Raw genomic sequence first — 22424 nt, 5'->3', positions numbered from 1 at the left:
ACCGCTCGGTCCGCACGCTACTGGGACGGCGCGGCTCGGGCGGGGTTCGGGCCGTGTCGTGGTGCGGCGCGCCGCGCATCACCGTGGTCCCCGAGCGCGTCGAACGAGGCCGGGCGCCCACTCCCGCACGTCAGGCCCCCGAGTGACGGAGTGCCGGGTCGACCGCTGCTCCGGTGCCCCACGCCTCGAGCTGACGCTGCACCGCCTCGCGGGCGCGGCGCAGCTGCTCTGCCACCAGGCGGCGTTCCGCCCACGCCGCCTCCCGCGCGCGCAGCGCGGCCTCGACGCGCGCGAGCTCGGCGTCGTCGACGGCGAGCCCGTAGGCGGTCGCGACCATGCGCGCGAGGTCGGCGCGGTAGTCGTGCGCGTGCGCGACGAACACGCCCGGGACCGAGCTCGACGCGTTGACGACGTCGACGAGGGTGAGGACGAACGAGACCAGCGGGTACCACCGCGCGAGCATCGAGACGCCCGGCGGACGCGCCTCGACGGGGCCGAGCCACTCAGGCTGCTGGACCGCGAGCGCCGGCTCGAACCTCGTGATCGGGTCCTCGTGGTGCGAGAGCAGGAAGTAGCGGTGCGCCGCACGACGAGCCTCGTCGTGCTCCACCCACTCGGACCACGACGCGACCTCCACGGCCTCACCCTCGGGATCGACCCGTCCCGGCTCGAGACGCCAGCTCTTGGCCCACGCGCTGCCGGCCGGCGTCCCGAGGAACAGTGCCCGGTCCATGCCGACCCGGTGCAGGCCGGCGACGCCCTCGTGCAGGAACGCGTCCTGCAGCGTGTGCGCGCCGAGCGACTCGCCGAAGCCGACGAGGCGCGGCCGGGCCGCCTCGGGGATGCTGCGCAGCCGCCACGTCAGGGCGTGGAACAGCGCGCGATTCTGCTCGCGCCCCATCGCGACGCGGTCGAGGGACAGGAACGACGGACGCAGCGAGTACTGCAGCGCGACCGTCGCGCAGTCGCCTCGGGTCAGGTACTCGAGCGTCTCGACGGCCACGTAGTTGACGTAGCCGCTGCCGGTCGGCGAGGCGACGCAGATGACGCTGCGGTCGAACGCCCCCAGCCGCTCGAGCTCGCGCATCACGAGGTCGACACGGGCGTCGACGGTCGAGGCGCTCGCGAGCCCGACGAACGCCCGGACCGGCTCGCGGACGTCGTCCGGCGCCACGTGGGTGACGTCCGCGATCTCGGCGCGGGTGAGCGCCATGTTCACGAACCGCACGCCCTCACGCGAGAGCGACGACCACGGCACCGACGACGCCGGCCCGCCGCTCACCGTCGGGCCGTCGGGAGCGTGGGTGTACGCGGCGTCGATCGCCGCGCCGCCGGCCTCCGCGGTCCGCAGCGCGTACTCGAGCGCAGCCCACCCACCGGCCACGATCGCGCCGAGCGCGACGCCGTGCCCGACGGCCCCCGCCAGGGGTCCGGCGCCCGGCGCGACGCGCCGGACGCCGAGCCTCACCGCATGCGCCGCGAGGCCCTCGAGGAGCGCGAACGACTGCAGGCCGACGGTCACCGCCCCGCCGAGGAGCAGCGACCGGGCGAGCGGTGGGAGCGCACCGTCCGCGGCCGGCGCCGGTGGTGCGGCCTCGCCGCCGAGCGGGTCGGACGGCGGCGTCAGCCGCGCCCGCTCCCCCGGGTCGTCCGCGCGGTACCGGCGGATCTGCGCGGCCGCGAGCGCCGTGCCGGCCACGATCGCCGCGCTCCCCGAGGCGGGTCGCAGCCAGCGGTGCCGCTCGCCGAGCGCGGCGTCGGCCGATGCGAGACCCGCCACCGCGACGCCGGACAGCCCGACGCGGAACGTCCGGCGGCCGACGGTCCGCGCCAGCGCCCGTCGGACAGGCTCACCGCGACGGGGTGACGCGACCCGCTCGATCACCGCGCCCGCGCACGCCACGGCGAGGCCGACCCCGGCCTGCGCCGCGAGTCGCCGGGCGGTGGCTGCCTGGGTGTCCCCGCCGCCTGCCACCCGACGCGCGATCGCCGCCGCGATCGACTGCGACGTGACGACGAGGCCGTACTCGCTCGCCGCGACGACGCCGGTGGCGACAGCCTGCTCGGCGCCGTCGCGCGGCAGGAGGCCCGGCATGAAGGTCATCCCTGTGGACAGCACCGAGACGAGCGCGGCGGTCCGCTCCGCAGGGTCGCTCCCGGCGATCGCTGTGCCGACCCTGCGCGCGACGGTCGAGAGGTCCATGCCGGAATCCTCCCGTCGCGTCCACCACGGCGGAAGCCCGCGGGGCGGGCCTTACCCGGGGCGGGCGAGAGACGCGGCCGGGCAGGTCCCGGGCGCCGCGAGTCAACGAGCGAGCGACCCCGCGACCGCGCCGGCGACGAGGCTGACGACCCCACCGCCGGCCGGCGCGCCCTCGATCAGGTCACGCCCGGCGCCGTCGGAGGGCTGCAGCGCCCAGCCCGCGACGGTGACGAGCACCGTCACGACCCACGCCAGGACCCTGTACCGCTCGTACCCCCGGAGCTGGTTCCCGTGCACGTCCCGCTGGGCGCCGACCAGCACGAGCACCAGGTCGACGAGCCACCAGATGCCGAGGCCGCCGAACGTCACGAGCTTGAGCACCGCCGAGAACGTCTTGCCCAGGTAGAAGCGGTCGATGCCGAAACCACCGAGCAGCCAGGCGAGGAGCCACGTGACGACGAACGACTTCTCGGACTCACGGATGCGTCCCGGGTAGTGCGGGATCGCGGCCGACGCAGGCTGGCGCGACGGCGGGGCCGGGTAGCCGCGAGACGGTCCGGCGTCGGCGAGCGGCGCGTCCGGCGGGTTGGCCCGGCCCCAGTCCGGGGATCCGTCCCCTGTGCCCGACATCGCGCTCCCCTCGGCAGGCGCGGGCCACCGCCCGCTGCTCGCGCGACGCTCGCGGGGCCACGGCCGTGCGCGGGGGCCGATCGGGCGGGCTCACCCGAACGGTCCACGTCTCCGGCGGCGGTTGCCCCGGGCGTCAGCGTCGCGTGTCAGGGCAGGTCGCGCGACGGGCCGGGCGGCGCAAGTCCCAGCTGCCGGTCGACGTCGAGGTCCTCGACGAGCTCGTCCGGCACGTGACGTGGGACGCGCGGCAGCCGCGGGCTGCGCATGCGGCCGAGCGTCCACCAGCAGCCGACGCCGGCGCCGACCGCGCCCTCGACGAACCCGAGCACGACCAGCTGCTCGAACCCGGTCGCGGCCTGGAACACGAGACCCGTCACACCCGCACCGGCGACGCCGCCGAGCAGCGCGAACGCACCGACGTGCGCCATGGCGCCGCGACCCCGCAGCAGGCGCGCCACCACCAGCCCGGCGGGCACGCCGACGACCGCCGCCACGATCGCGAACACCGGCACGGCGAACGTCAGCACGGCCAGCCACACGAACTGGCCGACGAGCGCCATCGGCACCGCGAACACCCCGTTGGCTGCGGCGAGCACCGCAACGGACCGCCACGCGACGCCGACCAGGTCGCGCGGCGCCATCCGCACCGCGCGGCCCGCGCGCCGCCGGTGCGGGGCCCCCGACCGGGGCGCCGCGCTCGTCATGCGCCCGACGCTAGAACAGCCGCGCGTCGACGTCGTCCACGCCGCGCATCGCGTCGTAGTCGAGCACGAGGCAGGCGATGCCCCGGTCGGTGGCGAGCACGCGCGCCTGCGGCTTGATCTCCTGCGCGGCGAACACGCCGCGCACCGGTGCGAGGAGCGGGTCGCGGCCCAGCAGCTCGAGGTAGCGCGTCAGCTGCTCGACCCCGTCGATGTCGCCGCGCCGCTTGATCTCGATCGCGACGGTGCCGCCCGCGGCGTCACGGGCCAGGATGTCGACCGGTCCGATGGCCGTCGGGTACTCGCGGCGGATCAGCGTGTGGCCCGCGCCGAGCAGCCCGATCTGCGCGGCGAGGAGCTCCTGGAGGTGCGCCTCGACGCCGTCCTTGACCAGGCCGGGGTCGACACCGAGCTCGTGCGCGGAGTCGTGCAGGACCTCGTAGAGGTCGATCTCGAGCCGGTCGTCCGACTTCTGGTGCTGCACCGTCCAGCGCGCGGTGACGCCCGCGGCGGCCGACTCGTCGTCGACCTCCGTGAGCGCGAGCGTGCACGGCGGGCTCATCCAGTTGAGCGGCTTGTACGAGCCGCCGTCCGAGTGCAGCAGCACGCTGCCGTCGGCCTTGACGACGAGCAGCCGCGTCGCGCGCGGCAGGCTCGCGTTGAGCCGGCCGCTGTAGCGCGCGGCGCAGGACGCGACGACCAGTCGCATGTCACCTTCCCCCGGGTGGGTGCCGCGGCGTCAGACGACGCGGCTGACGCGCGACGGCGTCGCCTCGATCCAGGACGTCAGCCCGGCGTACGCCTCGGGCGACATGAGCAGCCAGATGCGCTGACCGCCGGCCTCGCACGTCACGCGCAGCACGCGCGTGCCGGGCAGCTGCAGGTCGTGCAGCTCACGTGCGACGATCGCGAACCCGGCCCGGTCCCAGCGGTGGCCCGGCCGTGGCGCGAGCGACCAGCGTCGCCACCAGTACAGGCGTTCCGAGCCGTACTGCGCGACGCCCGCGTACCAGGGACCGCCCTCGGTGCGGCCGGACGCGCAACGGAACGAGCCGACGCGGTGCCCCAGCGTGTGGGTCCGCGACAGCCACAGGCCGCCGCCGGCGAGGAGCGCGAGCACGAGCGCTCCGACCAGTGCGACGACGAGCCCGGTCACGTAGCGGCGGACCTCAGCGGGCCGTGGCGTCGGTCGTCGGACCCGCCGTGACCTCGTCGACCACGATCGTCATGACGTTCGAGTCGAACGACAGGAACCCGCCCTCGACCGTGAACCGGGCCGGCTCTCCGGACTCGGGCGCGTAGACCCGGATCTCACCGGGCTTGAGCACCGTGAGCACAGGCGTGTGCCCGGCGAGGATGCCGATCTCGCCGTCGCCGGCGGGGGCGATCACCTGGCGGGCGACGCCCGACCAGACCTTGCCGTCCGTCGCGACCAGGTCGACCTCGATCGTTGCCACGGACCCTCCTTTCCCACGTGTGCGTCGCGGGGCGCCCGGTCAGCCGGACGCCCCGCGCGGCGAGGTCGTCAGACCCCGTACTCCTTCTGGATGCGGGCCCAGTTCTTCTCGAGGTCCTCGAGCCCGCCGATGTTGAAGAACGCCTGCTCGGCGATGTGGTCGAACTCGCCGTCGGCGATGCGCTTGAACGCCTCGACCGTCTCGGAGACCGGCACCGTCGAACCCGCCACGCCCGTGAACTTCTCGGCCATGTAGGTGTTCTGCGAGAGGAACTGCTGGATGCGGCGCGCCCGCGCGACGACGGTCTTGTCCTCCTCGGACAGCTCGTCGACGCCGAGGATCGCGATGATGTCCTGCAGCTCCTTGTTGCGCTGGAGGATCTGCTTGACGCGCGTCGCGACGTCGTAGTGCTCCTGGCCCACGTAGCGGGGGTCGAGGATGCGGGACGTCGACGACAGCGGGTCGACCGCCGGGTACAGACCGCGCGACGCGATCTCGCGCGACAGCTCCGTCGTCGCGTCGAGGTGCGCGAACGTCGTGGCCGGCGCCGGGTCGGTGTAGTCGTCTGCCGGCACGTAGATCGCCTGCAGCGAGGTGATCGAGTGGCCGCGCGTCGAGGTGATGCGCTCCTGCAGGAGGCCCATCTCGTCGGCGAGGTTCGGCTGGTAGCCGACCGCGGACGGCATGCGGCCGAGCAGCGTCGACACCTCGGAACCGGCCTGCGTGAACCGGAAGATGTTGTCGATGAAGAGCAGCACGTCCTGCTTCTGCACGTCGCGGAAGTACTCCGCCATGGTCAGCGCGGACAGGGCGACGCGCAGACGCGTGCCCGGCGGCTCGTCCATCTGGCCGAAGACGAGGGCCGTCTTGTCGAAGACGCCCGCCTCCTCCATCTCGACGATGAGGTCGTTGCCCTCACGCGTGCGCTCGCCGACGCCGGCGAACACCGAGACACCGCCGTGGTCCTGCGCGACGCGCTGGATCATCTCCTGGATGAGGACCGTCTTGCCGACGCCCGCACCACCGAAGAGACCGATCTTGCCGCCCTGGACGTACGGGGTCAGCAGGTCGATGACCTTGATGCCCGTCTCGAACATCTGCGTCTTCGACTCGAGCTGGTCGAAGGCCGGGGGCTTGCGGTGGATGGGCCAGCGCTCGGTGACCTCGAGCGTCTCGCCCTCGGCGAGGTTCAGCACGTCACCGGTCACGTTGAACACGTGGCCCTTGGTCACGTCGCCGACGGGCACCGAGATCGGCTTGCCCGTGTCGGTGACGACCGCGCCGCGCACCAGGCCGTCGGTGGGCTTGAGCGCGACGGCGCGCACGAGCGAGTCACCGAGGTGCTGCGCGACCTCGAGGGTCATCGTGAACTTGCTCTCGCCCTCGCCCTGCGTCGACAGGTCGATGTCGACCGTCAGCGCGTTGTAGAGCTCGGGGATCTGGTCCGCCGGGAACTCGATGTCCACGATCGGACCGATGACGCGGGCGACACGACCCACGCCGGGCGTCCCGGCGTCGGCGGCCGTCTCGTCGACGGTGGTGGCGGTCATTGGCTGGCCTCGCTTCTTGTGTGCGTGGGCGTGGTCTGTACGGGGGCTCAGGGCTCAGCTGGCCGAGGCGAGCGCGTCCGCGCCCGAGACGATCTCGCTGATCTCCTGGGTGATCTCGCCCTGGCGGGCCTGGTTGGCCAGCCGGGTGTAGGTGCGGATGAGGTCCTCCGCGTTGTCGGTCGCGGTGTGCATGGCCCGCTGACGCGCGGCGAGCTCGGAGGCCGCCGCCTGCAGGAGGCTCGCGTAGATGCGGCTGCGCACGTACCGCGGCAGCAGCGCGTCGAGCACGACGGCCGGGTCCGGCTCGAACTCGTACAGCGGCAGCTGCTCGCGGTCGTCGGCGGGCTCGACGCCCTCGACGACCTCGAGCGGCAGCAGCCGGATGACGCGCGGACGCTGCGTCACCATGTTCACGAACTGCGTGAACACGATGTGCACCTCGGCGACGCCGCCCTGGTCGGCCGGCGCGCGGAACGCGTCGAGCAGGACCTCGGAGATCTCGCCGGCGATGTCGGTCGACGGCGCGTCCGAGTGGCCCGTCCACGAACCCTCGACGTCGCGCCCGCGGAACGTGTAGTACGTCACCGCACGGCGTCCCGAGACGTAGAGCACGACCTGCTTGCCCTCGTGCTCGAGCCGCTCGATGAGCCGCTCCGTCTCGCGGATGACCGACGCCGAGTAGGCGCCCGCCATGCCGCGGTCCGACGCGATGAGCAGCACCGCGACGCGGTTCGTGTCGTCACGCTCGACGAGGAACGGGTGCGACGTGTTCGAGTGCGTCGCCACCGCCGAGACGGCCCGCGTGATCGCCCGCGAGTACGGCGCAGCCATGCTCACGCGGTCGCGAGCGCGCCCGATGCGCGAAGCCGCGATGAGCTCCTGCGCACGGAACATCTTCTTCAGCGACTGCGTGGACTTGATGCGCTGGCGGTAGATCCGCTGGGAACCTGCCATCGTCAGGCCCTCTTCTGCTTGACGATCTGCTCCTGCTCGACCTCGACGTGCTCGGCGTCGTCCGCGCCACCGACGAGCGGCGTGCCGTCGCCCTTGAGGAACCCGTGGCGGAACGTGTCGACGGCCTCCGCGAGCGTCTGCTCGGTCGACTCGTCGAGCTTGCCCGTGTCGGCGATGACCGTCAGCACGTCCGTGTTCCGGCGCAGGTGGTCGATCAGCTCGGACTCGAACCGCTTGACGTCCTCGACCGGCACGTCGTCCAGGTGACCCTTGGTGCCGGCCCAGATCGACGCCACCTGGTCCTCGACCGGGTACGGCGTGTACTGCGGCTGCTTCAGCAGCTCGGTCAGGCGCGAGCCACGGGCCAGCTGGGCGCGGCTCGTCGCGTCGAGGTCGGACGCGAACATCGCGAACGCCTCGAGCGAGCGGAACTGCGCGAGGTCCAGCTTGAGCGTGCCGGAGACCTGCTTCATGGCCTTGACCTGCGCGGCACCGCCGACGCGGGACACCGAGATGCCGACGTCGACCGCGGGCCGCTGGTCGGCGTTGAACAGGTCGGACTGGAGGAAGATCTGGCCGTCGGTGATGGAGATGACGTTGGTCGGGATGTACGCCGACACGTCGTTCGCCTTCGTCTCGATGACCGGCAGACCCGTCATCGAGCCGGCGCCCAGCTCGTCCGAGAGCTTCGCGCAACGCTCGAGCAGGCGGGAGTGCAGGTAGAAGACGTCACCGGGGTACGCCTCGCGGCCCGGCGGGCGGCGGAGCAGCAGCGACACGGCGCGGTACGCCTCGGCCTGCTTCGACAGGTCGTCGAACACGATGAGGACGTGCTTGCCCTGGTACATCCAGTGCTGGCCGATGGCCGAGCCGGTGTAGGGCGCGAGGTACTTGAAGCCCGCCGGGTCGGACGCGGGGGCCGCGACGATCGTCGTGTACTCGAGCGCGCCGGCCTCCTCGAGCGCCCCGCGCACCGAGGCGATCGTCGAGCCCTTCTGGCCGATCGCGACGTAGATGCAGCGCACCTGCTTGGTCGGGTCGCCCGACTCCCAGTTCGCCTTCTGGTTGATGATCGTGTCGATCGCGATGGCCGTCTTGCCGGTCTGGCGGTCGCCGATGATCAGCTGACGCTGGCCTCGGCCGATCGGGATCATCGAGTCGATGGCCTTGATGCCGGTCTGCAGCGGCTCGTGCACCGACTTGCGCTGCATGACGCCGGCAGCCTGGAGCTCGAGCGCGCGGCGACCCTCGGTCTCGATCTCGCCGAGGCCGTCGATCGGGTTGCCCAGCGGGTCCACGACGCGGCCGAGGTACCCGTCACCGACGGCGACCGAGAGGACCTCGCCCGTGCGGCGGACCTCCTGGCCCTCCTCGATGCCGGAGAACTCGCCCAGCACGACGACACCGATCTCGCGCACGTCGAGGTTCAGGGCGAGGCCCAGCGTGCCGTCCTCGAAGCGGAGCAGCTCGTTCGCCATGGCGCCGGGCAGGCCCTCGACCTGCGCGATGCCGTCGCCCGCGAGAGTGACGCGGCCGACCTCCTCGGCGACCGCGCCCGTGGGCGCGTAGGACTTCACGAAGCTGTCCAGCGCGGCGCGGATCTCCTCCGGCCGGATCGTCAGCTCAGCCATTGCTTCTCTCCTCGGTTGCGCACGCGGTGCGTGCGTGCGGTCTGTGGTGCGCGCGGAGCGCGTCAGCTGGCAAGTCGTCGGCGGGCGTCGGCCAGGCGCGACAGGACGGTCGCGTCGACCACCTCGGCACCCACCTGGATGCGCAGGCCGCCGATGACGTGCGGGTCGAGCACGGTGTTGACCTGGACCACCCGGCCGTAGGCGCGCTCGAGGATCGCCGCGAGGCGGTCCCGCTGCGCGTCGGACAGCGGCGAGGCCGTCGTCACCAGGGCGACCGCGCGCTGGCGGCGCGCCGCGATGAGGTCGGACAGGTGGCCGAGCGCCGCGACGTAGCGGCGCCCGCGCGGCTGGGCGGCCAGCCGACGCGCGACCAGCGCGGTGACCTCGTGCGTGCGGCCGGCCAGGATCTGGTCGACGAGGCCGGCGCGCGCGTCCGCCGGGATCGAGGTGTCGAACAGCGTCCGGCGCACCTCGCGCTGCCCGATGAGTGCCCGCGAGAGCCGGAACAGCTCGTCCTCGACCTGACCGAGGGCGCCCTCCGACTCCGCCCGGGCGAGCAGCGCGTGGAACGCGAGGTGCTCGGCCGACTCGGCGAGGTCGCCGTCCGCCGACCAGCGCGACCGGACCAGCCCCTGCACGGCCTCGACGACCCGCGGGTCCGCGTTCGCCAGCAGGCGCGCCGCCAGAGCGGCCTTCGCGTCACCCTCGATCGACGGGTCGGCGAGCGTCCGGCGCAGCGAGCCGGACGAGTCGAGCGCGTCGACGACGGCGAACAGCTGCTCGCCGAGGTCCGACGACTGCGCGCCCGCGGCCTGCAGGACCGGCTCCCACCGCTCCTCCGCCGCCGCGAGCGACGCCCGGCTCGTTCCGCGCATCAGTTCCCCTTACCTGCGTCCGCGGTCGTCTGCGCCTCGAGCTCGTCGAGGAAGCGCTCGACGACGCGCGAACGACGGACCTCGTCCTCGAGCGCCTCGCCGACGATCTTCGACGCGAGCTCGGTGGCGAGCGAGCCGACCTCGGCGCGCAGCGACACCTGCGCCTGCTGGCGCTCCGCCTCGATCTGGCGCTGGGCGTTCTCGACGACGCGAGCCGCCTCGCCCTGGGCGCGCGTGCGCGACTCCGCGACGATCGCGGCGCCCTCGGCGCGCGCGTCCTCGCGGATGCGGGCCGCCTCCGTGCGGGCGTCCGTCAGCTGCTGCTGGTACTCGGCGAGCGCCGCCTGGGCCTCGGCCTGGGCCGTCTCGGCCTTGGCGAGCCCGCCCTCGATCTTCTCGGTCCGCTCGTCGAGCACGGCCGTGAACTTCGGCAGCACGTACTTGATGAAGACGACCGCGATGATGGCGACGATGACCAGCGACCAGACGATGTCGTAGGTCTCCGGCAGGAGCGGGTTCGGCTCCGAGGACTCGGCGGCGAGCACGGAGCCCGCGGCGGCGAGGGAAGCGGTGATCATCAGCCGAAGATGAACGGCGTGGCGATCGCGAGCAGTGCGAGCACCTCGATGAACGCCAGACCGATGAACATGAGGGTACGCAGCTGGCCGGCCATCTCGGGCTGGCGCGCGGTGCTCTCGATGGTCTTGCCGAACAGGATGCCGAGACCGATGCCCGGGCCGATCGCCGCGAGGCCGTAACCGATGACGGCGAGGTTGCCGGAGATGTCCACTGCGGTTCCTTTCATCTGCGCGCCACCCGGCGCGTCCGTTGTTGTGGCGGAGGCGTTCCGCCGTGGTCTGTCGACCGGGCTCAGTGCTCGGGTTCGAGCACCATCTGGAGGTAGACGGCCGTGAGGATCGCGAAGACGTACGCCTGCAGCGCCGCCACGAAGACCTCGAGCCCGAAGAACATGGCGCCGCCGGCAAACGTCAGCACGCCGAGCGGCTTGAGGCCGCCGGAGGCCTCGAAGAGGAGGTACGACGTCGCCGAGTAGCACAGCGCCAGGAGGAGATGGCCCGCGATCATGTTGGCGAGCAACCGGATGGTCAGCGTGGCCGGCCGCAGGAAGAAGACCTGCAGGAACTCGATCGGCGTCAGCAGGATGTACATGACCTTGGGCACGCCCGGCGGGAACAGGCTCGTCTTGAGGAACGTGCCCAGGCCCAGCTTCTTGATCGCGGCGCCGAGGTACAGCACGAAGACCCACGCCGCGAAGACCAGCGGCATGCCGATGACGGAGGTCCCCGCGATGTTCAGGAACGGGACGACGCCCGTGATGTTGAAGAAGAAGATCGCGAAGAAGATCGTCGTGATGATGCCGACGTACTTCTTGCCGAGCTTCTCGCCGAGCGTCTCGTAGACGATCGAGTTGCGGACGAAGTCGAGGCCCATCTCCAGCACGTTCTGGAAGCGACCCGGGACGAGCGCCGCCCGGCGCGCGCCGACGACGAACACCGCGAGGAGCGCGACCATCGCGATCAGGCGCACCAGGATGATGCGGTTGAACTCGAAGGGCGTGCCCTCCCACAGGACCGCGGGCGGGAAGAAGTCGTGGATCGAAGGCGGGACATAGCCCGAACCGCCGTCAGCCGGGACGGCGAGCGGCAGGATCGTCGCAAGGCTGGACAGGGCTGTCTCCTGGGGTCTGGCGCCTGCGTGCCCTCGTCGTCGCGGGCACGCCCAAGGACGCTGGGCCTTCGTGGTTGGCGAAAGCCTAACCTATGAGCCAGCCAGGTCCGGACCGCCGTCGGAGGTCGAGCCAGGGGGTCGGACGGGGTCCGCGTCCGTGTAGACGGCACGCGTCCGCTGCACGGCGCGAAGGTCCAGGTACGCCGATCCGACGACCCCGACGATCAGCACGACGCCGAGCACCGGGCGGCTGTAGAAGTCGAACCGCGAGAGCACGGCGAGCACGACGAAGACGAGCACGAGCTTCGCGAGCCACAGGCCCATGATCACGGTGACGGCCCGCGCGGGTGGGTCGTCCGCCGTCCGCAGGACGGACACCACCGTCGTGCCCGAGAACACGAGCGCGATCGCCACCCCGAGCAGCGCGCCCCAGACGCCCTCGGCGCCGGCGACCAGGGCGCCGACACCCACCCCCAGCACGAGCACGACGACGAGCAGCACCACCATGTCGCGCAGCGCCAGCCGGAACGACTGCTTCGCGGCCGCGAGGCTCGGACGTGGCCTGGCGGCGTCGGACGGCGTCGTCATCGGGCTCTCTCCGGGTTGGTGCGGACGGCGGGACGCGCCGACGTGGGGGGTGGGACGGGGTCGTTCGACGCCGGCGACGCGGTCGGCACGACCGGCGCGGCGGGCACCTCGGGCACGCCGGGGCCGCCGGAGCCGCCCGGGCCGCCGCCCTCGCTCGGCACCTGACGCGGCCGGCCACGCAGCGGGCCGAGCGTCAGCAGCAGCGCGACGAGCACCCCGCCGCCGAGCATCCAGAGCACCGTCGACCGCTCGAAGCGCACGAGGGCCGCCGCGCCGAACGCGAACACGGCCGTCCAGAGCCACATGATCGCGACCGCGCGACGGTGGCTGTGGCCCAGGCCGAGCAGGCGGTGGTGCAGGTGCATGCGATCGGGATGGAACGGCGACTTGCCCGCGCCGACGCGCCGGACGATCGCGAGCCCCATGTCGAGCAGCGGCAGCAGCAGGACCGCGAACGGCAGCAGCATCGGCACGAACGCCGGGAACGACGCCCGCTCGTTGACCTGCTCGGGGTCGATCTGGCCCGTGACGACGATCGCGGCCGCGGACATGACGAAGCCGAGGAGCATCGCCCCCGAGTCGCCCATGAAGATGCGCGCCGGGTACACGTTGTGCGGCAGGAAGCCGAGGCACGCGCCGACGAGCACCGCGAGCACCAGGGTCGCGAGGCTCGCGTAGCTGGTCTGCGCGTCGCGCGTCAGCAGGTACGAGTACAGGAAGAACGCCGACCCGCCGATCGCGAGCACTCCCGCCGCGAGCCCGTCGAGGCCGTCGACGAAGTTGACGGCGTTCATGGCGATCACGACGGTGACGACCGTGAGGAAGGTCCAGACGCGCGTCGAGCCGACCGTCACACCGCCGATCGGCAGCTGGTAGAGCTGGACGCCCTGCCACGCGAGGAAGCCCGCCGCGAGCACCTGGCCGATGAGCTTCGTCAGCCAGTCGAGGTCCCAGATGTCGTCCGCGACGCCCAGCGCGCAGACGAGCGCGGCCCCGCCGAAGATGCCGACCAGCGCGCGGGTGTTGTCGTACACGCCCGCGAGGAACGGCAGCCGGCTCGCCATGACGATCGCGACCGCCATGCCCGCGAACATCGCCATGCCTCCGAGGCGGGGCGTCGGGATCGCGTGCACGTCGCGGTCACGCACCGCGGTGATCGCGCCCCACCGCAGCGCGCACCAGCGGGCGAGCGGCGTCATCAGGTAGGCGACCGTCGCGGCGATGACGAGGACCAGCGCGTAGACCCTCATCCGGCGGCGCCCTCGTCCGGCGGCGGGGCGGCGCCCTCGACCGGCGCGACCGCGCGCAGCTGCTCGAGCGTGATGGCGCCGGCTCGCACGACGCGCAGCGTCGCACCGGTGGCGTCGACGATGGTCGAGGCCACCTGGCCGGGCGCGTCGCCCGCGTCGAGGTAGAGCGCGACCGCGTCGCCGAGCTGCTCGTACGCGCCGGCAGCGGTGACCGCGGCCTCGGAGCCGGTGCGGTTGGCGCTCGAGACCGCGAGCGGGCCGGTGCGACGCAGCAGGGCGAGCGCCGTCGGGTGGTCGGGCATGCGCAGCGCGACGGTGCCGCGCGTCTCCCCCAGGTCCCACGCGAGCGACGGCTGCGCCTGGACGATGATCGTCAGGCCGCCCGGCCAGAACGCCTCCGCGAGCGCGCGCGCGGCCTCCGGCACGTCGGTGGCGAGCCCGTCGAGCGTGCGCGCGTCGCCGATCAGCACGGGGGGCGGCATCTGCCGGCCACGGCCCTTCGCGTCGAGCAGTGCCTGCACCGCCGTGGGCGCGAACGCGTCGGCGCCGATCCCGTAGACCGTGTCGGTGGGCAGCACGACGAGCTCCCCGCGCCCGAGCACGTTGACGGCTTCGTCGAGCGCCGGGCCCCAGGTCGCCGCGTCATGGGCAGGTCGGATGCGCTCGCTCACGCCTGCGATCCTTCCACGCGCCCGTCGGTGGAGCGGCGTGCCACGAGCATGCGCGGGCGGCCCGTCAGGTCGGCGCGCGTCTCGACGTCCACGAAGGCGGCGGTCGCGCTCGCGGCGTCGCGGGCCGCGGCGTCCTGCACCTCCGCGTGCTCCATGACGAGCAGGCCGCCGGGCCCCAGCAGCCGCGCCGCGGTCGCGATCACGGCCCGCGGAACGTCGAGGCCGTCGACGCCGCCGCCGTAGAGCGCGAGGTCGGGGTCGTGGTCGCGGACCTCGGGGTCCACGGGCTCGGCGTCCGGCGGGATGTAGGGCGGGTTCGAGACGACGACGTCGACGAGGCCGTCGAGGTCGGCGAGCAACCCGGGCCCGCCGACCACGCCGAGCTCGACGCGCACGTCCCCCGCACCCGTCGCGGCGGCGTTCCGGCGGGTGAGCGCCACCGCGGAAGGTGACGCGTCGACGGCCACGACCCGCGCCGCAGGCACCTCGGTCGCGACCGCGAGCGCGATGGCACCCGTGCCGGTGCACAGGTCCACGACGAGAGGCGCACCCCCCGCGGCCGCGAGGCGCACGGCCTCGTCCACGGCAGCCTGCGCGACGACCTCGGTCTCCGGGCGCGGCACGAACACGCCCGGCTCGACCGCGAGGGTCAGGTACCGGAACGCCGCCTCGCCGACGATGTGCTGCAGCGGCTCGCGACGCCGGCGGCGGTCGACGAGCGCCGCGTACGCAGGGGCGAACCCCTCGGGCGCCGGGTCGGGCGCGAGGGCGAGCTCGAGACGCGCGAGGCCGAGCGCGTGCGCCGCGAGCGCGACCGCGTCGACGCGCGGCGACGGGACGCCCGCCTCGTCGAGCACGTGCGTGGCGCCGTCGACCAGAGCGCGCACCCCGGGAGCACGCCGCGCGGACGCGGCGCCCGCCGTCAGCGCGGGTTCGCCCGTCACGCGGTGCCACCCGCCGCGGCGGCGAGCCGCGCCGCCTCGTCCGCCTCGACCGCCGACGCGACGACGGGCCCGAGGTCGCCCGCGAGCACCTGGTCGAGGTTGTAGGCCTTGTACCCGGTGCGGTGGTCGGCGATGCGGTTCTCGGGGAAGTTGTACGTCCGGATGCGCTCGGAGCGGTCGACGGTGCGGACCTGGCTGCGGCGCGCCTCGCTCGCGGCGGCCTCCGCGGCCTCCTGACGCGCGGCGAGCAGCCGGGCCCGGAGCACGCGCATGCCCGCCTCGCGGTTCTGCAGCTGCGACTTCTCGTTCTGCATCGAGACGACGATGCCGGTCGGCAGGTGCGTGATGCGGACCGCCGAGTCGGTCGTGTTGACCGACTGCCCACCCGGGCCGGACGAGCGGAAGACGTCGATGCGCAGGTCGTTCGGGTCGATCTCGACCTCGCCCTCGTCGTCCGCCTCGGGGAAGACGAGCACGCCCGCGGCCGACGTGTGGATGCGGCCCTGGGACTCGGTGACCGGCACGCGCTGGACGCGGTGCACGCCGCCCTCGTACTTCAGGTGCGCCCACACGCCGTCCTCCGGCGCTGCGGCGGAGCGGGCCTTGATCGCGACCTGCGCGTCCTTGACACCGCCGAGGTCGGAGTCGGTCGAGCCGAGCACCTGGACCGCCCAGCCCATGCGCTCGGCGTACCGCGTGTACATGCGCAGCAGGTCGCCCGCGAACAGCGCGGACTCCTCGCCGCCCTCGCCGGCCTTGACCTCGAGGATCACGTCGCGCGCGTCGTCCGGGTCGCGCGGGACGAGCACGCGACGCAGGCGCTCGGCGGCGACGGCCGCCGCGTCACGGAGGCCGGGGAGCGCGGCGGCGAACTCGTCGTCGAGCTCCGCGAGCTCGGCCGCGGCCTCGGCGTCGTCCTGCGCGGACCGCCAGGCCTGGTAGGCGGCGCTGACGCGGCCCAGCTCGGCGTAGCGCCGGCCGAGCCGGCGGGCGAGCGCGGCGTCCGCGTGCACCGCGGGGTCCGCCAGCTGCGCCTCGATCTGCGCGTGCTCGGCGAGCAGCGGCTGGGCGGCGGCGAACGCGTCGCTCACGGTGCACCTCCTCGGTGCGGGCGCGGTGGCCCGTCAGGCTGCGCGCCCCGCGCGGTGGCCGGGCGCCCGGTGCGCGTCACGCGCGCACAACGACGCAGCGCCGGCACCCTGGCGGACACTGCCATGGAGGGCAGTCGTCCGCGCCGGGTGCCGGCGCTGCGGATGAGCTAGTTGGCCTTCTTGCCGTAGCGAGCCTCGAAGCGGGCCACGCGGCCGCCGGTGTCGAGGATCTTCTGCTTGCCCGTGTAGAACGGGTGGCACGCGCTGCAGACGTCGGCGTGGATCTTGCCGCTCGTCACGGTCGAGCGCGTCACGAAGGTGTTGCCGCAGGTGCACGTGACCTCAGTGACCACGTACTCCGGGTGGATACCAGACTTCACGGGGGTTTCTCCTTGGTGAGATGTCTCCGGGTCCCGGCGTGACTCGCACGGGTGAACCGGAAGACCGACGGACCATTGTGCCAGAACGGGGACGGGGGTCGAAATCATCCCGACGCCCACCCGACCTTGACCCCTGCCCTGACCCCTGACCTTGACCCGACCTCGTCCGACGCCGATCGGCCCCGGCGCCGCCGGTCCCGCCTGGCCCCTCCGCGCGGCTCCTAGGATGGGCGCGCCCTGGTCGAGCTGGAGGTCCTGTTGCCGCGCACCCTCGTCGTGACGAACGACTTCCCCACACGGCAGGGCGGCATCGAGGCGTTCGTCGCCGCGCTCGCCGACCGGTTCCCGCCGGGCGAGGTCGTCGTCTACACGTCGTCGATGCCGGGCGACACCGCCTACGACGCGACGCTCCCCTATCCGGTGGTCCGCGACCGGACCTCGATGCTGCTGCCGACCGGGCGGGTGCGCCGTGACGTCGTGGCGGCGTTCCGCGCCCACGGGTGCGACCGCGTGCTGTTCGGCGCCTCGGCCCCGCTCGGTCTGCTCGCGCCGGCGCTACGGGCCGCTGGCGCTCAGCGCGTCGTCGCGATCACGCACGGGCACGAGGTGTGGTGGGCGCGCGTGCCGGGCACCCGGCAGCTGCTGCGCCGGATCGGCGACTCGGTCGACGTGCTCACGTACATCTCCGGCTGGTGCCGCGACCAGATCGGCCGCGCGCTGTCGCCGGCGGGTCGCGCGCGGCAGGCGCGGCTCGCGCCGGGCGTCGACTCGGCGCGGTTCCACCCCGGCTGCGGGGGCGACCGCATCCGGGCCGAGCGCGGGCTCGGCGACGCGCCCGTCGTGGTGTGCGCCGCGCGACTCGTCGCACGCAAGGGGCAGGACCAGCTGATCGCGGCCTGGCCCGCCGTGCTCCGTGCGCTGCCGGACGCGCGGCTCGTGCTCGTCGGCGGCGGCCCGTACCGCGACGAGCTCGCGAAGCTCGCCGAGCGGCACGGCGTGACGTCGTCGGTCGACCTCGTGGGACCGGTGGCGTGGGCCGACATCCCCCCGTACTTCGACGCGGCGGACGTGTTCGCGATGCCGTCCCGCACGCGGCTGCTCGGGCTCGAGCCCGAGGGGCTCGGGATCGTGTTCCTCGAGGCGGCCTCCTGCGGCAAGCCCGTGGTCGTGGGCCGGTCCGGCGGCGCGCCGGACGCGGTGGACGACGGCGTGACGGGGTTCGTCGTCGACCCGCGCTCGCCGGACGAGATCGCGGCGCGGCTCGTCGAGCTCCTGACCGACCCCGAGCGGGCGCGCGCGATGGGCGCGCTCGGGCGCGCGCGGGCGCAGGCGGACTGGCAGTGGGACGACATCGCGGCGCGCCTGCGGGAGTACCTCGGCGCCTGACGGACGCCGTCGGATCCGTCGGCCGGGCGACGGCCGGACGGGACGCACGGTCACCCAGCCGGCCCATATCGGACGTCCAGGTTACGGATCGGTAACTCTTATCCGATACCGGCAGGTATCTACCTGGTACCGCATTGCCCGGCGGTCCGTCGACTTGATAGGAACGCCGCCAGTCCCGCCGGGGTGGGACGGCCCGGGACCGCCAACGACGGCGGTCCTTCGCATGTCCACCCGGTCCCCGGGACACCCGAAAGCGGCACCCACAACGAGGTGGTCATGAGGCGGTACATCCTCGCGGGGCTCGTCCTCGCAGTCCTGACGACGCTGATCGTCCTGCTCTCCGGTTCCCTCGGCCTCGACGTGGAGAACGTCGCGCTGCTCGGGGCCGCGCTGGGCGGGGCGCTCGGCCTCGTCCCGGACCGTTCGCCGGCGCAGCGAGCGGGCGCCTTCGGCGTCGGCTTCGCCGCCGCGTGGCTCGGCTACCTGCTGCGCGCGGCCGCCCTGCCCGACACGACGGCCGGCATCGCGGTCGCGGTGCTCGTGGTGCTCGCCCTCTGCGTCGCGGTCGCCGTGGCGACCGGCGGGCGCATCCCGCTGTGGGCGACGCTCCTCGGTGCCGCCGCTCTCGTCGGCGCCTACGAGCCGGTGTTCGCCGCCGACCCGACGACGTTCGTCTCCGCCTCGGCCACGAGCGCCGCGTCGGTGCTCCTCGCCGCCGGTGCGGGCTACCTCGCCACCTCGCTGCTCGGCCCGCAGGTGGCGGCGGAGCGGGAGCGGGAACGCGAGCGGGAGCGCGACCAGCAGCCCGCGGACCCGCACGCCGCGCTGTTCGGCCCTGACGGCGGCGCCGCGGAGGCTGCCCTGCCGACGCCCGAGCCGGCGCCCGAGCCGGCGCATGAGCCCGCGGCCGCCCCGGCCACCGCCCCGTACGCCGCCGACGCCGCGTACGCGCGGCGCGACGACGAGCCGCACCGCGAGGGGCCCGCCCCGTTCCTGACCCTGCAGCCCCGGCCGGAGGCCTGACATGCGCCGCACCCTCTGGACGGCCGCACCGGCCGTCGCCCTCGTCCCGCTGCTCTGCGGCGCCGCGCCCGCCACGGCCGCTGCGGCGGCGTCCACCGGCGACGTCACCGTGACGGACACCGAGAGCGTCCAGGTGCACCTCGACGCCTCGGGCTCCCTCCAGGACGCCCGCGTCTTCGACCAGCTCGCGTTCGCCGGCACGGGCACCGCCACGGTGCGCAACCCCGTCAGCACGAGCGGCCTGCGCAACCTCGACGGCTTCCGCGGCTGGAAGCTCGAGGACGGCGACCAGGTCGCGACCGTCGACGTCGACGGCGAGCGCCGCCTGCGCTCGATGAGCGACTACGACAAGGACCTGCCGCTGTCGGTCAAGGTCACGTACACGCTCGACGGCAAGGTCGTGAAGCCCGGCGACGTCGTCGGCCGCTCCGGCACGCTCGAGGTGCACTACGTCGTCGAGAACCTCACCGCGAAGACCCAGCAGGTCAGCTTCGCCGACGGCAAGGGCGGCACCGCCACGGCCGACGCGACGACGGTCGTCCCGATGATCGGCGAGCTCGTCACTGTGCTCCCGCCGTCGTTCACCGCCGTGACGTCGCAGGAGGCCGCGATCGGCGGCGACGGCCGCGGCGGCACGCAGCTGCAGTTCCAGATGACGCTGTTCCCGCCGATCGGCTCCGCGACGGCCGAGTTCGGCTACTCCGCGCACATCTCGAAGGGCGTCGTGCCGAAGGCGACGATGACGGCGCTGCCCGTCTCGCCGCTCGACTTCCCGTCGTACAAGGACGGCTCGGCGACCATCAAGGCGGGCGGCGAGCAGGGCGTGGCCCTGACGTCGGGCGCGGTGCAGATCGACGCCAACCTGATCAAGCTGCACGACGGCGCGGCCCAGCTGCTCGGCGGCCTGCTCCAGCTCAAGGACGGCGCGGCGCAGCTGCACTCGGGGCTGGCCGACACGGCGGTGCCGGGCGCGGACCAGCTCTCCTCCGCGCTCGGCGGGAAGCTCGCGCCGGGGGCGAAGGAGCTCGCGAACGGGCTCGGGGGCGAGCTCGCGCCGGGCGCCGGCGAGCTGGCCGACGGCCTGAACTCGCGGCTGCTGCCCGGTGCGAACCAGCTCGTCGCGGGCCTCACGACGCCGACGAAGGACGCCCCGTCGCTCGTCGACGGCGCGGCCCTCGTCGCCGGTGGCCTCGCGGCCGTGAACCAGGCGGCGCCGGGCCTCGTCGACGGCCTCGACCAGGTCGCCGGCGGGCTCAAGGACGTGGACGACGGCCTGGCCCTGCTCTCGAGCACGATCTCGACCGAGGCGCCGGCGGGCCAGCAGCAGCTCCACGCGGGCATCGTGGCGCTCGAGGCGGCGCTCGGCTCCACGTCGCAGCCGACGACGATCATCGGCGGTCTCGACGCGCTGCGCGCCGGCTCGACCGCGGGCGCGGGGCAGATCTCGGCGAACGCCAACCAGATCTCGGCGGGCATCGCCGCGATCGCGTCCGGCCTCGCGTCCTTCCACGTCGACCCCGCCGAGCAGGCCGCGTACACCGCGACGCTGCAGCAGCTCGCGGGCCTCGGCGCCGGTGCGGGCCAGCTCGGCGCTGCCGCGGCGACGCTCAAGACGACCCTCGGCACGAGCCTGATCACGATCGAGTGCGGCCTCGACGCCTCGGTCGCCGGGTGCCCCGCGGGCGCGAGCGTCGCGGGCGGTCTGGCGCAGCTCGACCATGGCGTGAGCCAGCTCGTCGACACGGTCGTCGCCGGGGTCACGGCCGCCGTCGGAACTGCCGACCCGAAGCAGAAGTCGCTGCGCGGCGGTGTCGCGCAGCTGCGCGGCGGCGTCGCCGAGCTCGGTGACGGCTCGGAGACGCTCGGCGGCTACCTCGACGACCTGGAGGCCGGCGCGGCCGCCGTCTCGGGTGGCGTCGACCAGGTGGCCGACGGCAACGAGCAGCTCGCGGCCGGCCTGCGCACGGCCGCGAAGGGCTCGAGCAAGCTGGCCAAGGGCGCTGCCGACGCGGCCGCGGGGTCGAAGAGGCTCGCGGACGGCGCCGAGCAGGCCGCCGCGGGCTCGTCGCAGCTCGCCGCCGGCCTGCACGACGCGGCGGACGGCTCCGGCCAGCTCGCCGACGGCCTCGGCCAGGCGACCGACGACACCACCGGCGCCCCTGCGCTCGTCGCCGGTGCGCAGCGCCTGCACGACGAGGGCACGTCGCAGGTCGTCGCCTCCGGCGAGGAGACCGCGGCGTCGTTCGGCACGCAGTACGCGGTCCTCCAGGCCAACGCCCAGCGCGCGGCGACCGAGGGCATGGCGTACGGCGCACCCGAGGGTGCGGCGGGCGCGACGGCGTACTCGATCGAGATCGCGGGCGCGGACGGCGCGGGCTCGAAGGCCCTCGGCCTCGGCGCCGCGGGTGTCGTGCTGTTCGGCCTCGGTGCCGGGATCGCGACGCTCGTGCGGCGACGCCTGGTCTGACCGGCCGGCTCGAAGGCCCCTCTCCGGTGCGCCGGGGAGGGGCCTTCGCCGTCACGGGGCGAACGACTCGGCGACCGCGCGGAGGCGTGCCACGTGCTCCGACCAGGCGTCCACCTGCTGGTCCGGCAGGTTGCTCCACTCGCGTCGCAGCCCGGCGCTCCCGTCGGTGAGCTCGCGCAGGATGTCGGCGTGGCCCGCGTGCCGGTTCAGCTCGGCGACGACGTGGACGAGGATCTGGTGCAGCGTCACGTCAGGTCGCCTCCACCACGACACCGTGCCGCGGGCGTCGAGCGGGAGCGCGGCGATCGTCTCGTCCGCGAAGGCCTGCACGCGCCGGTAGAAGGCGACGACGTCCTCGATCGACTCGTCGGGCGTGGCCCACATGTCGGCGTTGGGCGGCGCGTCCTCGCGTGCCCACGCCGGGATCGGCAGAGCGGGGTCCTGCCGCCCGAAGACCTCGCCGAAGTAGCCGAGCTCGATGCCCGACGCGTGCTTGACGAGGCCGAGCAGGTTCGTGCCCGTGGGCGTCAGCGGCCAGCGCGCCGCCCGCTCGTCGAGCCCCTCCACCTTCCACACGAGCGCGTCGCGCGCGAGCTGCAGGAAGTGCATGAGCGTGGCCTTCTGGAACTCTGCGTCCGTCATGCCCTCGACCGTGTCGGACGGTCGTGCCCGGGGCAAGCGCGAATCGCGTCCGACGAGTTGCGCCGCGCGACCCGCGTGACGCTGGCGGGAAGGACCCTGACGACCCGGACGCGCACGGCACGATCGTGCCGATGTGACGCCTCACATCTGCTTCGGCAGCGTCACGAGCACGACCGCGAGCACGCCGAACCCCGCGAGCGCGAGGCCGAGCGGTCCCCACCGGGCGCGCGCGTCCCGCATCCGGTCGGACAGCGCGGCGAGGAACAGCACGGTCGCGAACGCCACCGTGAGG

24 protein-coding genes are annotated in these 22424 nt (G+C 73.8%); 3 read left to right on the top strand and 21 right to left on the bottom strand.

All coding sequences use genetic code 11. From position 1 onward, the window contains the following. Positions 1-130: 130 nt before the first annotated feature. The 19 genes from QRT04_RS12620 to rpmE all read right to left on the bottom strand — a co-directional run bounded on the left by QRT04_RS12620 (position 131) and on the right by rpmE (position 16614). Positions 131-2203, bottom strand: coding sequence for an alpha/beta-hydrolase family protein (locus QRT04_RS12620; RefSeq protein WP_289455639.1), 2073 nt, complete (start codon positions 2201-2203; stop codon positions 131-133). A 102-nt stretch (positions 2204-2305) separates the two neighbouring features. Further along, positions 2306-2833, bottom strand: coding sequence for a TM2 domain-containing protein (locus QRT04_RS12615; protein ID WP_289455638.1), 528 nt, complete (start codon positions 2831-2833; stop codon positions 2306-2308). A 146-nt stretch (positions 2834-2979) separates the two neighbouring features. Continuing rightward, positions 2980-3537 carry a hypothetical protein gene (locus QRT04_RS12610; protein ID WP_289455637.1) on the bottom strand — a complete coding sequence of 186 codons (558 nt, stop codon included), beginning with the start codon at positions 3535-3537 and terminating at the stop codon, positions 2980-2982. Between the two features lie 10 nt (positions 3538-3547). Further along, a complete protein-coding gene (nucS, locus tag QRT04_RS12605; RefSeq protein WP_289455636.1) occupies positions 3548-4243 on the bottom strand; it encodes an endonuclease NucS in 696 nt (231 codons plus the stop codon). A gap of 30 nt (positions 4244-4273) precedes the next feature. After that, positions 4274-4690 (bottom strand): DUF2550 family protein, encoded by a 417-nt coding sequence (locus tag QRT04_RS12600; protein WP_289455635.1) that lies wholly within the window; start codon positions 4688-4690, stop codon positions 4274-4276. A gap of 13 nt (positions 4691-4703) precedes the next feature. Beyond that, on the bottom strand, positions 4704-4991 hold the full coding sequence (locus tag QRT04_RS12595; protein ID WP_289455634.1) for a F0F1 ATP synthase subunit epsilon: 288 nt from the start codon (positions 4989-4991) through the stop codon (positions 4704-4706). 68 nt (positions 4992-5059) lie between these two features. After that, positions 5060-6541 (bottom strand): F0F1 ATP synthase subunit beta, encoded by a 1482-nt coding sequence (atpD, locus tag QRT04_RS12590; protein WP_289455633.1) that lies wholly within the window; start codon positions 6539-6541, stop codon positions 5060-5062. Positions 6542-6595: 54 nt separating this feature from the next. Next, entirely contained in the window at positions 6596-7495 is a 900-nt protein-coding gene (locus QRT04_RS12585) for a F0F1 ATP synthase subunit gamma (protein WP_289455632.1), read from the bottom strand. Between the two features lie 2 nt (positions 7496-7497). Continuing rightward, entirely contained in the window at positions 7498-9126 is a 1629-nt protein-coding gene (gene atpA / locus QRT04_RS12580) for a F0F1 ATP synthase subunit alpha (RefSeq protein WP_289455631.1), read from the bottom strand. A gap of 62 nt (positions 9127-9188) precedes the next feature. Further along, positions 9189-10001, bottom strand: a complete 813-nt coding sequence (locus QRT04_RS12575) for a F0F1 ATP synthase subunit delta (protein ID WP_289455630.1) — start codon at positions 9999-10001, stop codon at positions 9189-9191. Beyond that, entirely contained in the window at positions 10001-10579 is a 579-nt protein-coding gene (locus QRT04_RS12570; protein ID WP_289455629.1) for a F0F1 ATP synthase subunit B, read from the bottom strand. The genes QRT04_RS12575 and QRT04_RS12570 overlap by 1 nt, the downstream gene beginning before the upstream one ends. Beyond that, positions 10579-10806: an ATP synthase F0 subunit C gene (gene atpE, locus QRT04_RS12565; RefSeq protein WP_289455628.1), complete on the bottom strand. Its 228-nt coding sequence runs from the start codon at positions 10804-10806 to the stop codon at positions 10579-10581. The genes QRT04_RS12570 and atpE overlap by 1 nt, the downstream gene beginning before the upstream one ends. 65 nt (positions 10807-10871) lie before the next feature. Continuing rightward, positions 10872-11591 (bottom strand): F0F1 ATP synthase subunit A, encoded by a 720-nt coding sequence (gene atpB, locus QRT04_RS12560; RefSeq protein WP_326522472.1) that lies wholly within the window; start codon positions 11589-11591, stop codon positions 10872-10874. Positions 11592-11780: 189 nt separating this feature from the next. Continuing rightward, positions 11781-12278, bottom strand: a complete 498-nt coding sequence (locus QRT04_RS12555; protein ID WP_289455627.1) for a hypothetical protein — start codon at positions 12276-12278, stop codon at positions 11781-11783. After that, on the bottom strand, positions 12275-13528 hold the full coding sequence (locus tag QRT04_RS12550; RefSeq protein WP_289455626.1) for an MraY family glycosyltransferase: 1254 nt from the start codon (positions 13526-13528) through the stop codon (positions 12275-12277). Before QRT04_RS12550 ends, QRT04_RS12555 begins: the two co-directional genes overlap by 4 nt. Further along, positions 13525-14199: an L-threonylcarbamoyladenylate synthase gene (locus tag QRT04_RS12545; protein WP_289455625.1), complete on the bottom strand. Its 675-nt coding sequence runs from the start codon at positions 14197-14199 to the stop codon at positions 13525-13527. Before QRT04_RS12545 ends, QRT04_RS12550 begins: the two co-directional genes overlap by 4 nt. After that, positions 14196-15143: a peptide chain release factor N(5)-glutamine methyltransferase gene (prmC, locus tag QRT04_RS12540; RefSeq protein WP_407653598.1), complete on the bottom strand. Its 948-nt coding sequence runs from the start codon at positions 15141-15143 to the stop codon at positions 14196-14198. The genes QRT04_RS12545 and prmC overlap by 4 nt, the downstream gene beginning before the upstream one ends. Then, positions 15140-16234: a peptide chain release factor 1 gene (gene prfA / locus QRT04_RS12535; RefSeq protein WP_289455623.1), complete on the bottom strand. Its 1095-nt coding sequence runs from the start codon at positions 16232-16234 to the stop codon at positions 15140-15142. The genes prmC and prfA overlap by 4 nt, the downstream gene beginning before the upstream one ends. A gap of 167 nt (positions 16235-16401) precedes the next feature. Continuing rightward, positions 16402-16614: a 50S ribosomal protein L31 gene (gene rpmE, locus QRT04_RS12530; protein WP_289455622.1), complete on the bottom strand. Its 213-nt coding sequence runs from the start codon at positions 16612-16614 to the stop codon at positions 16402-16404. 258 nt (positions 16615-16872) lie between these two features. On the opposite strand from rpmE, the gene QRT04_RS12525 reads away from it, so the two are divergent. The 3 genes from QRT04_RS12525 to QRT04_RS12515 all read left to right on the top strand — a co-directional run bounded on the left by QRT04_RS12525 (position 16873) and on the right by QRT04_RS12515 (position 21490). After that, a complete protein-coding gene (locus QRT04_RS12525; RefSeq protein ID WP_289455621.1) occupies positions 16873-18000 on the top strand; it encodes a glycosyltransferase family 4 protein in 1128 nt (375 codons plus the stop codon). A 276-nt stretch (positions 18001-18276) separates the two neighbouring features. After that, entirely contained in the window at positions 18277-19023 is a 747-nt protein-coding gene (locus QRT04_RS12520; RefSeq protein ID WP_289455620.1) for a hypothetical protein, read from the top strand. A 1-nt stretch (position 19024) separates the two neighbouring features. Beyond that, positions 19025-21490 carry a hypothetical protein gene (locus QRT04_RS12515; protein ID WP_289455618.1) on the top strand — a complete coding sequence of 822 codons (2466 nt, stop codon included), beginning with the start codon at positions 19025-19027 and terminating at the stop codon, positions 21488-21490. Positions 21491-21541: 51 nt separating this feature from the next. On the opposite strand, the gene QRT04_RS12510 is transcribed toward QRT04_RS12515, so the two are convergent. Next, positions 21542-22132, bottom strand: coding sequence for a DinB family protein (locus tag QRT04_RS12510; RefSeq protein ID WP_289455616.1), 591 nt, complete (start codon positions 22130-22132; stop codon positions 21542-21544). 141 nt (positions 22133-22273) lie between these two features. After that, a complete protein-coding gene (locus tag QRT04_RS12505; protein ID WP_289455614.1) occupies positions 22274-22417 on the bottom strand; it encodes a hypothetical protein in 144 nt (47 codons plus the stop codon). Positions 22418-22424: the final 7 nt, after the last annotated feature.

Origin of the sequence: Cellulomonas alba (assembly GCF_030362835.1) — a bacterium.
GTDB lineage: Bacteria > Actinomycetota > Actinomycetes > Actinomycetales > Cellulomonadaceae > Cellulomonas > Cellulomonas alba.
This window is presented reverse-complemented; position numbering and strand designations above follow the sequence as displayed.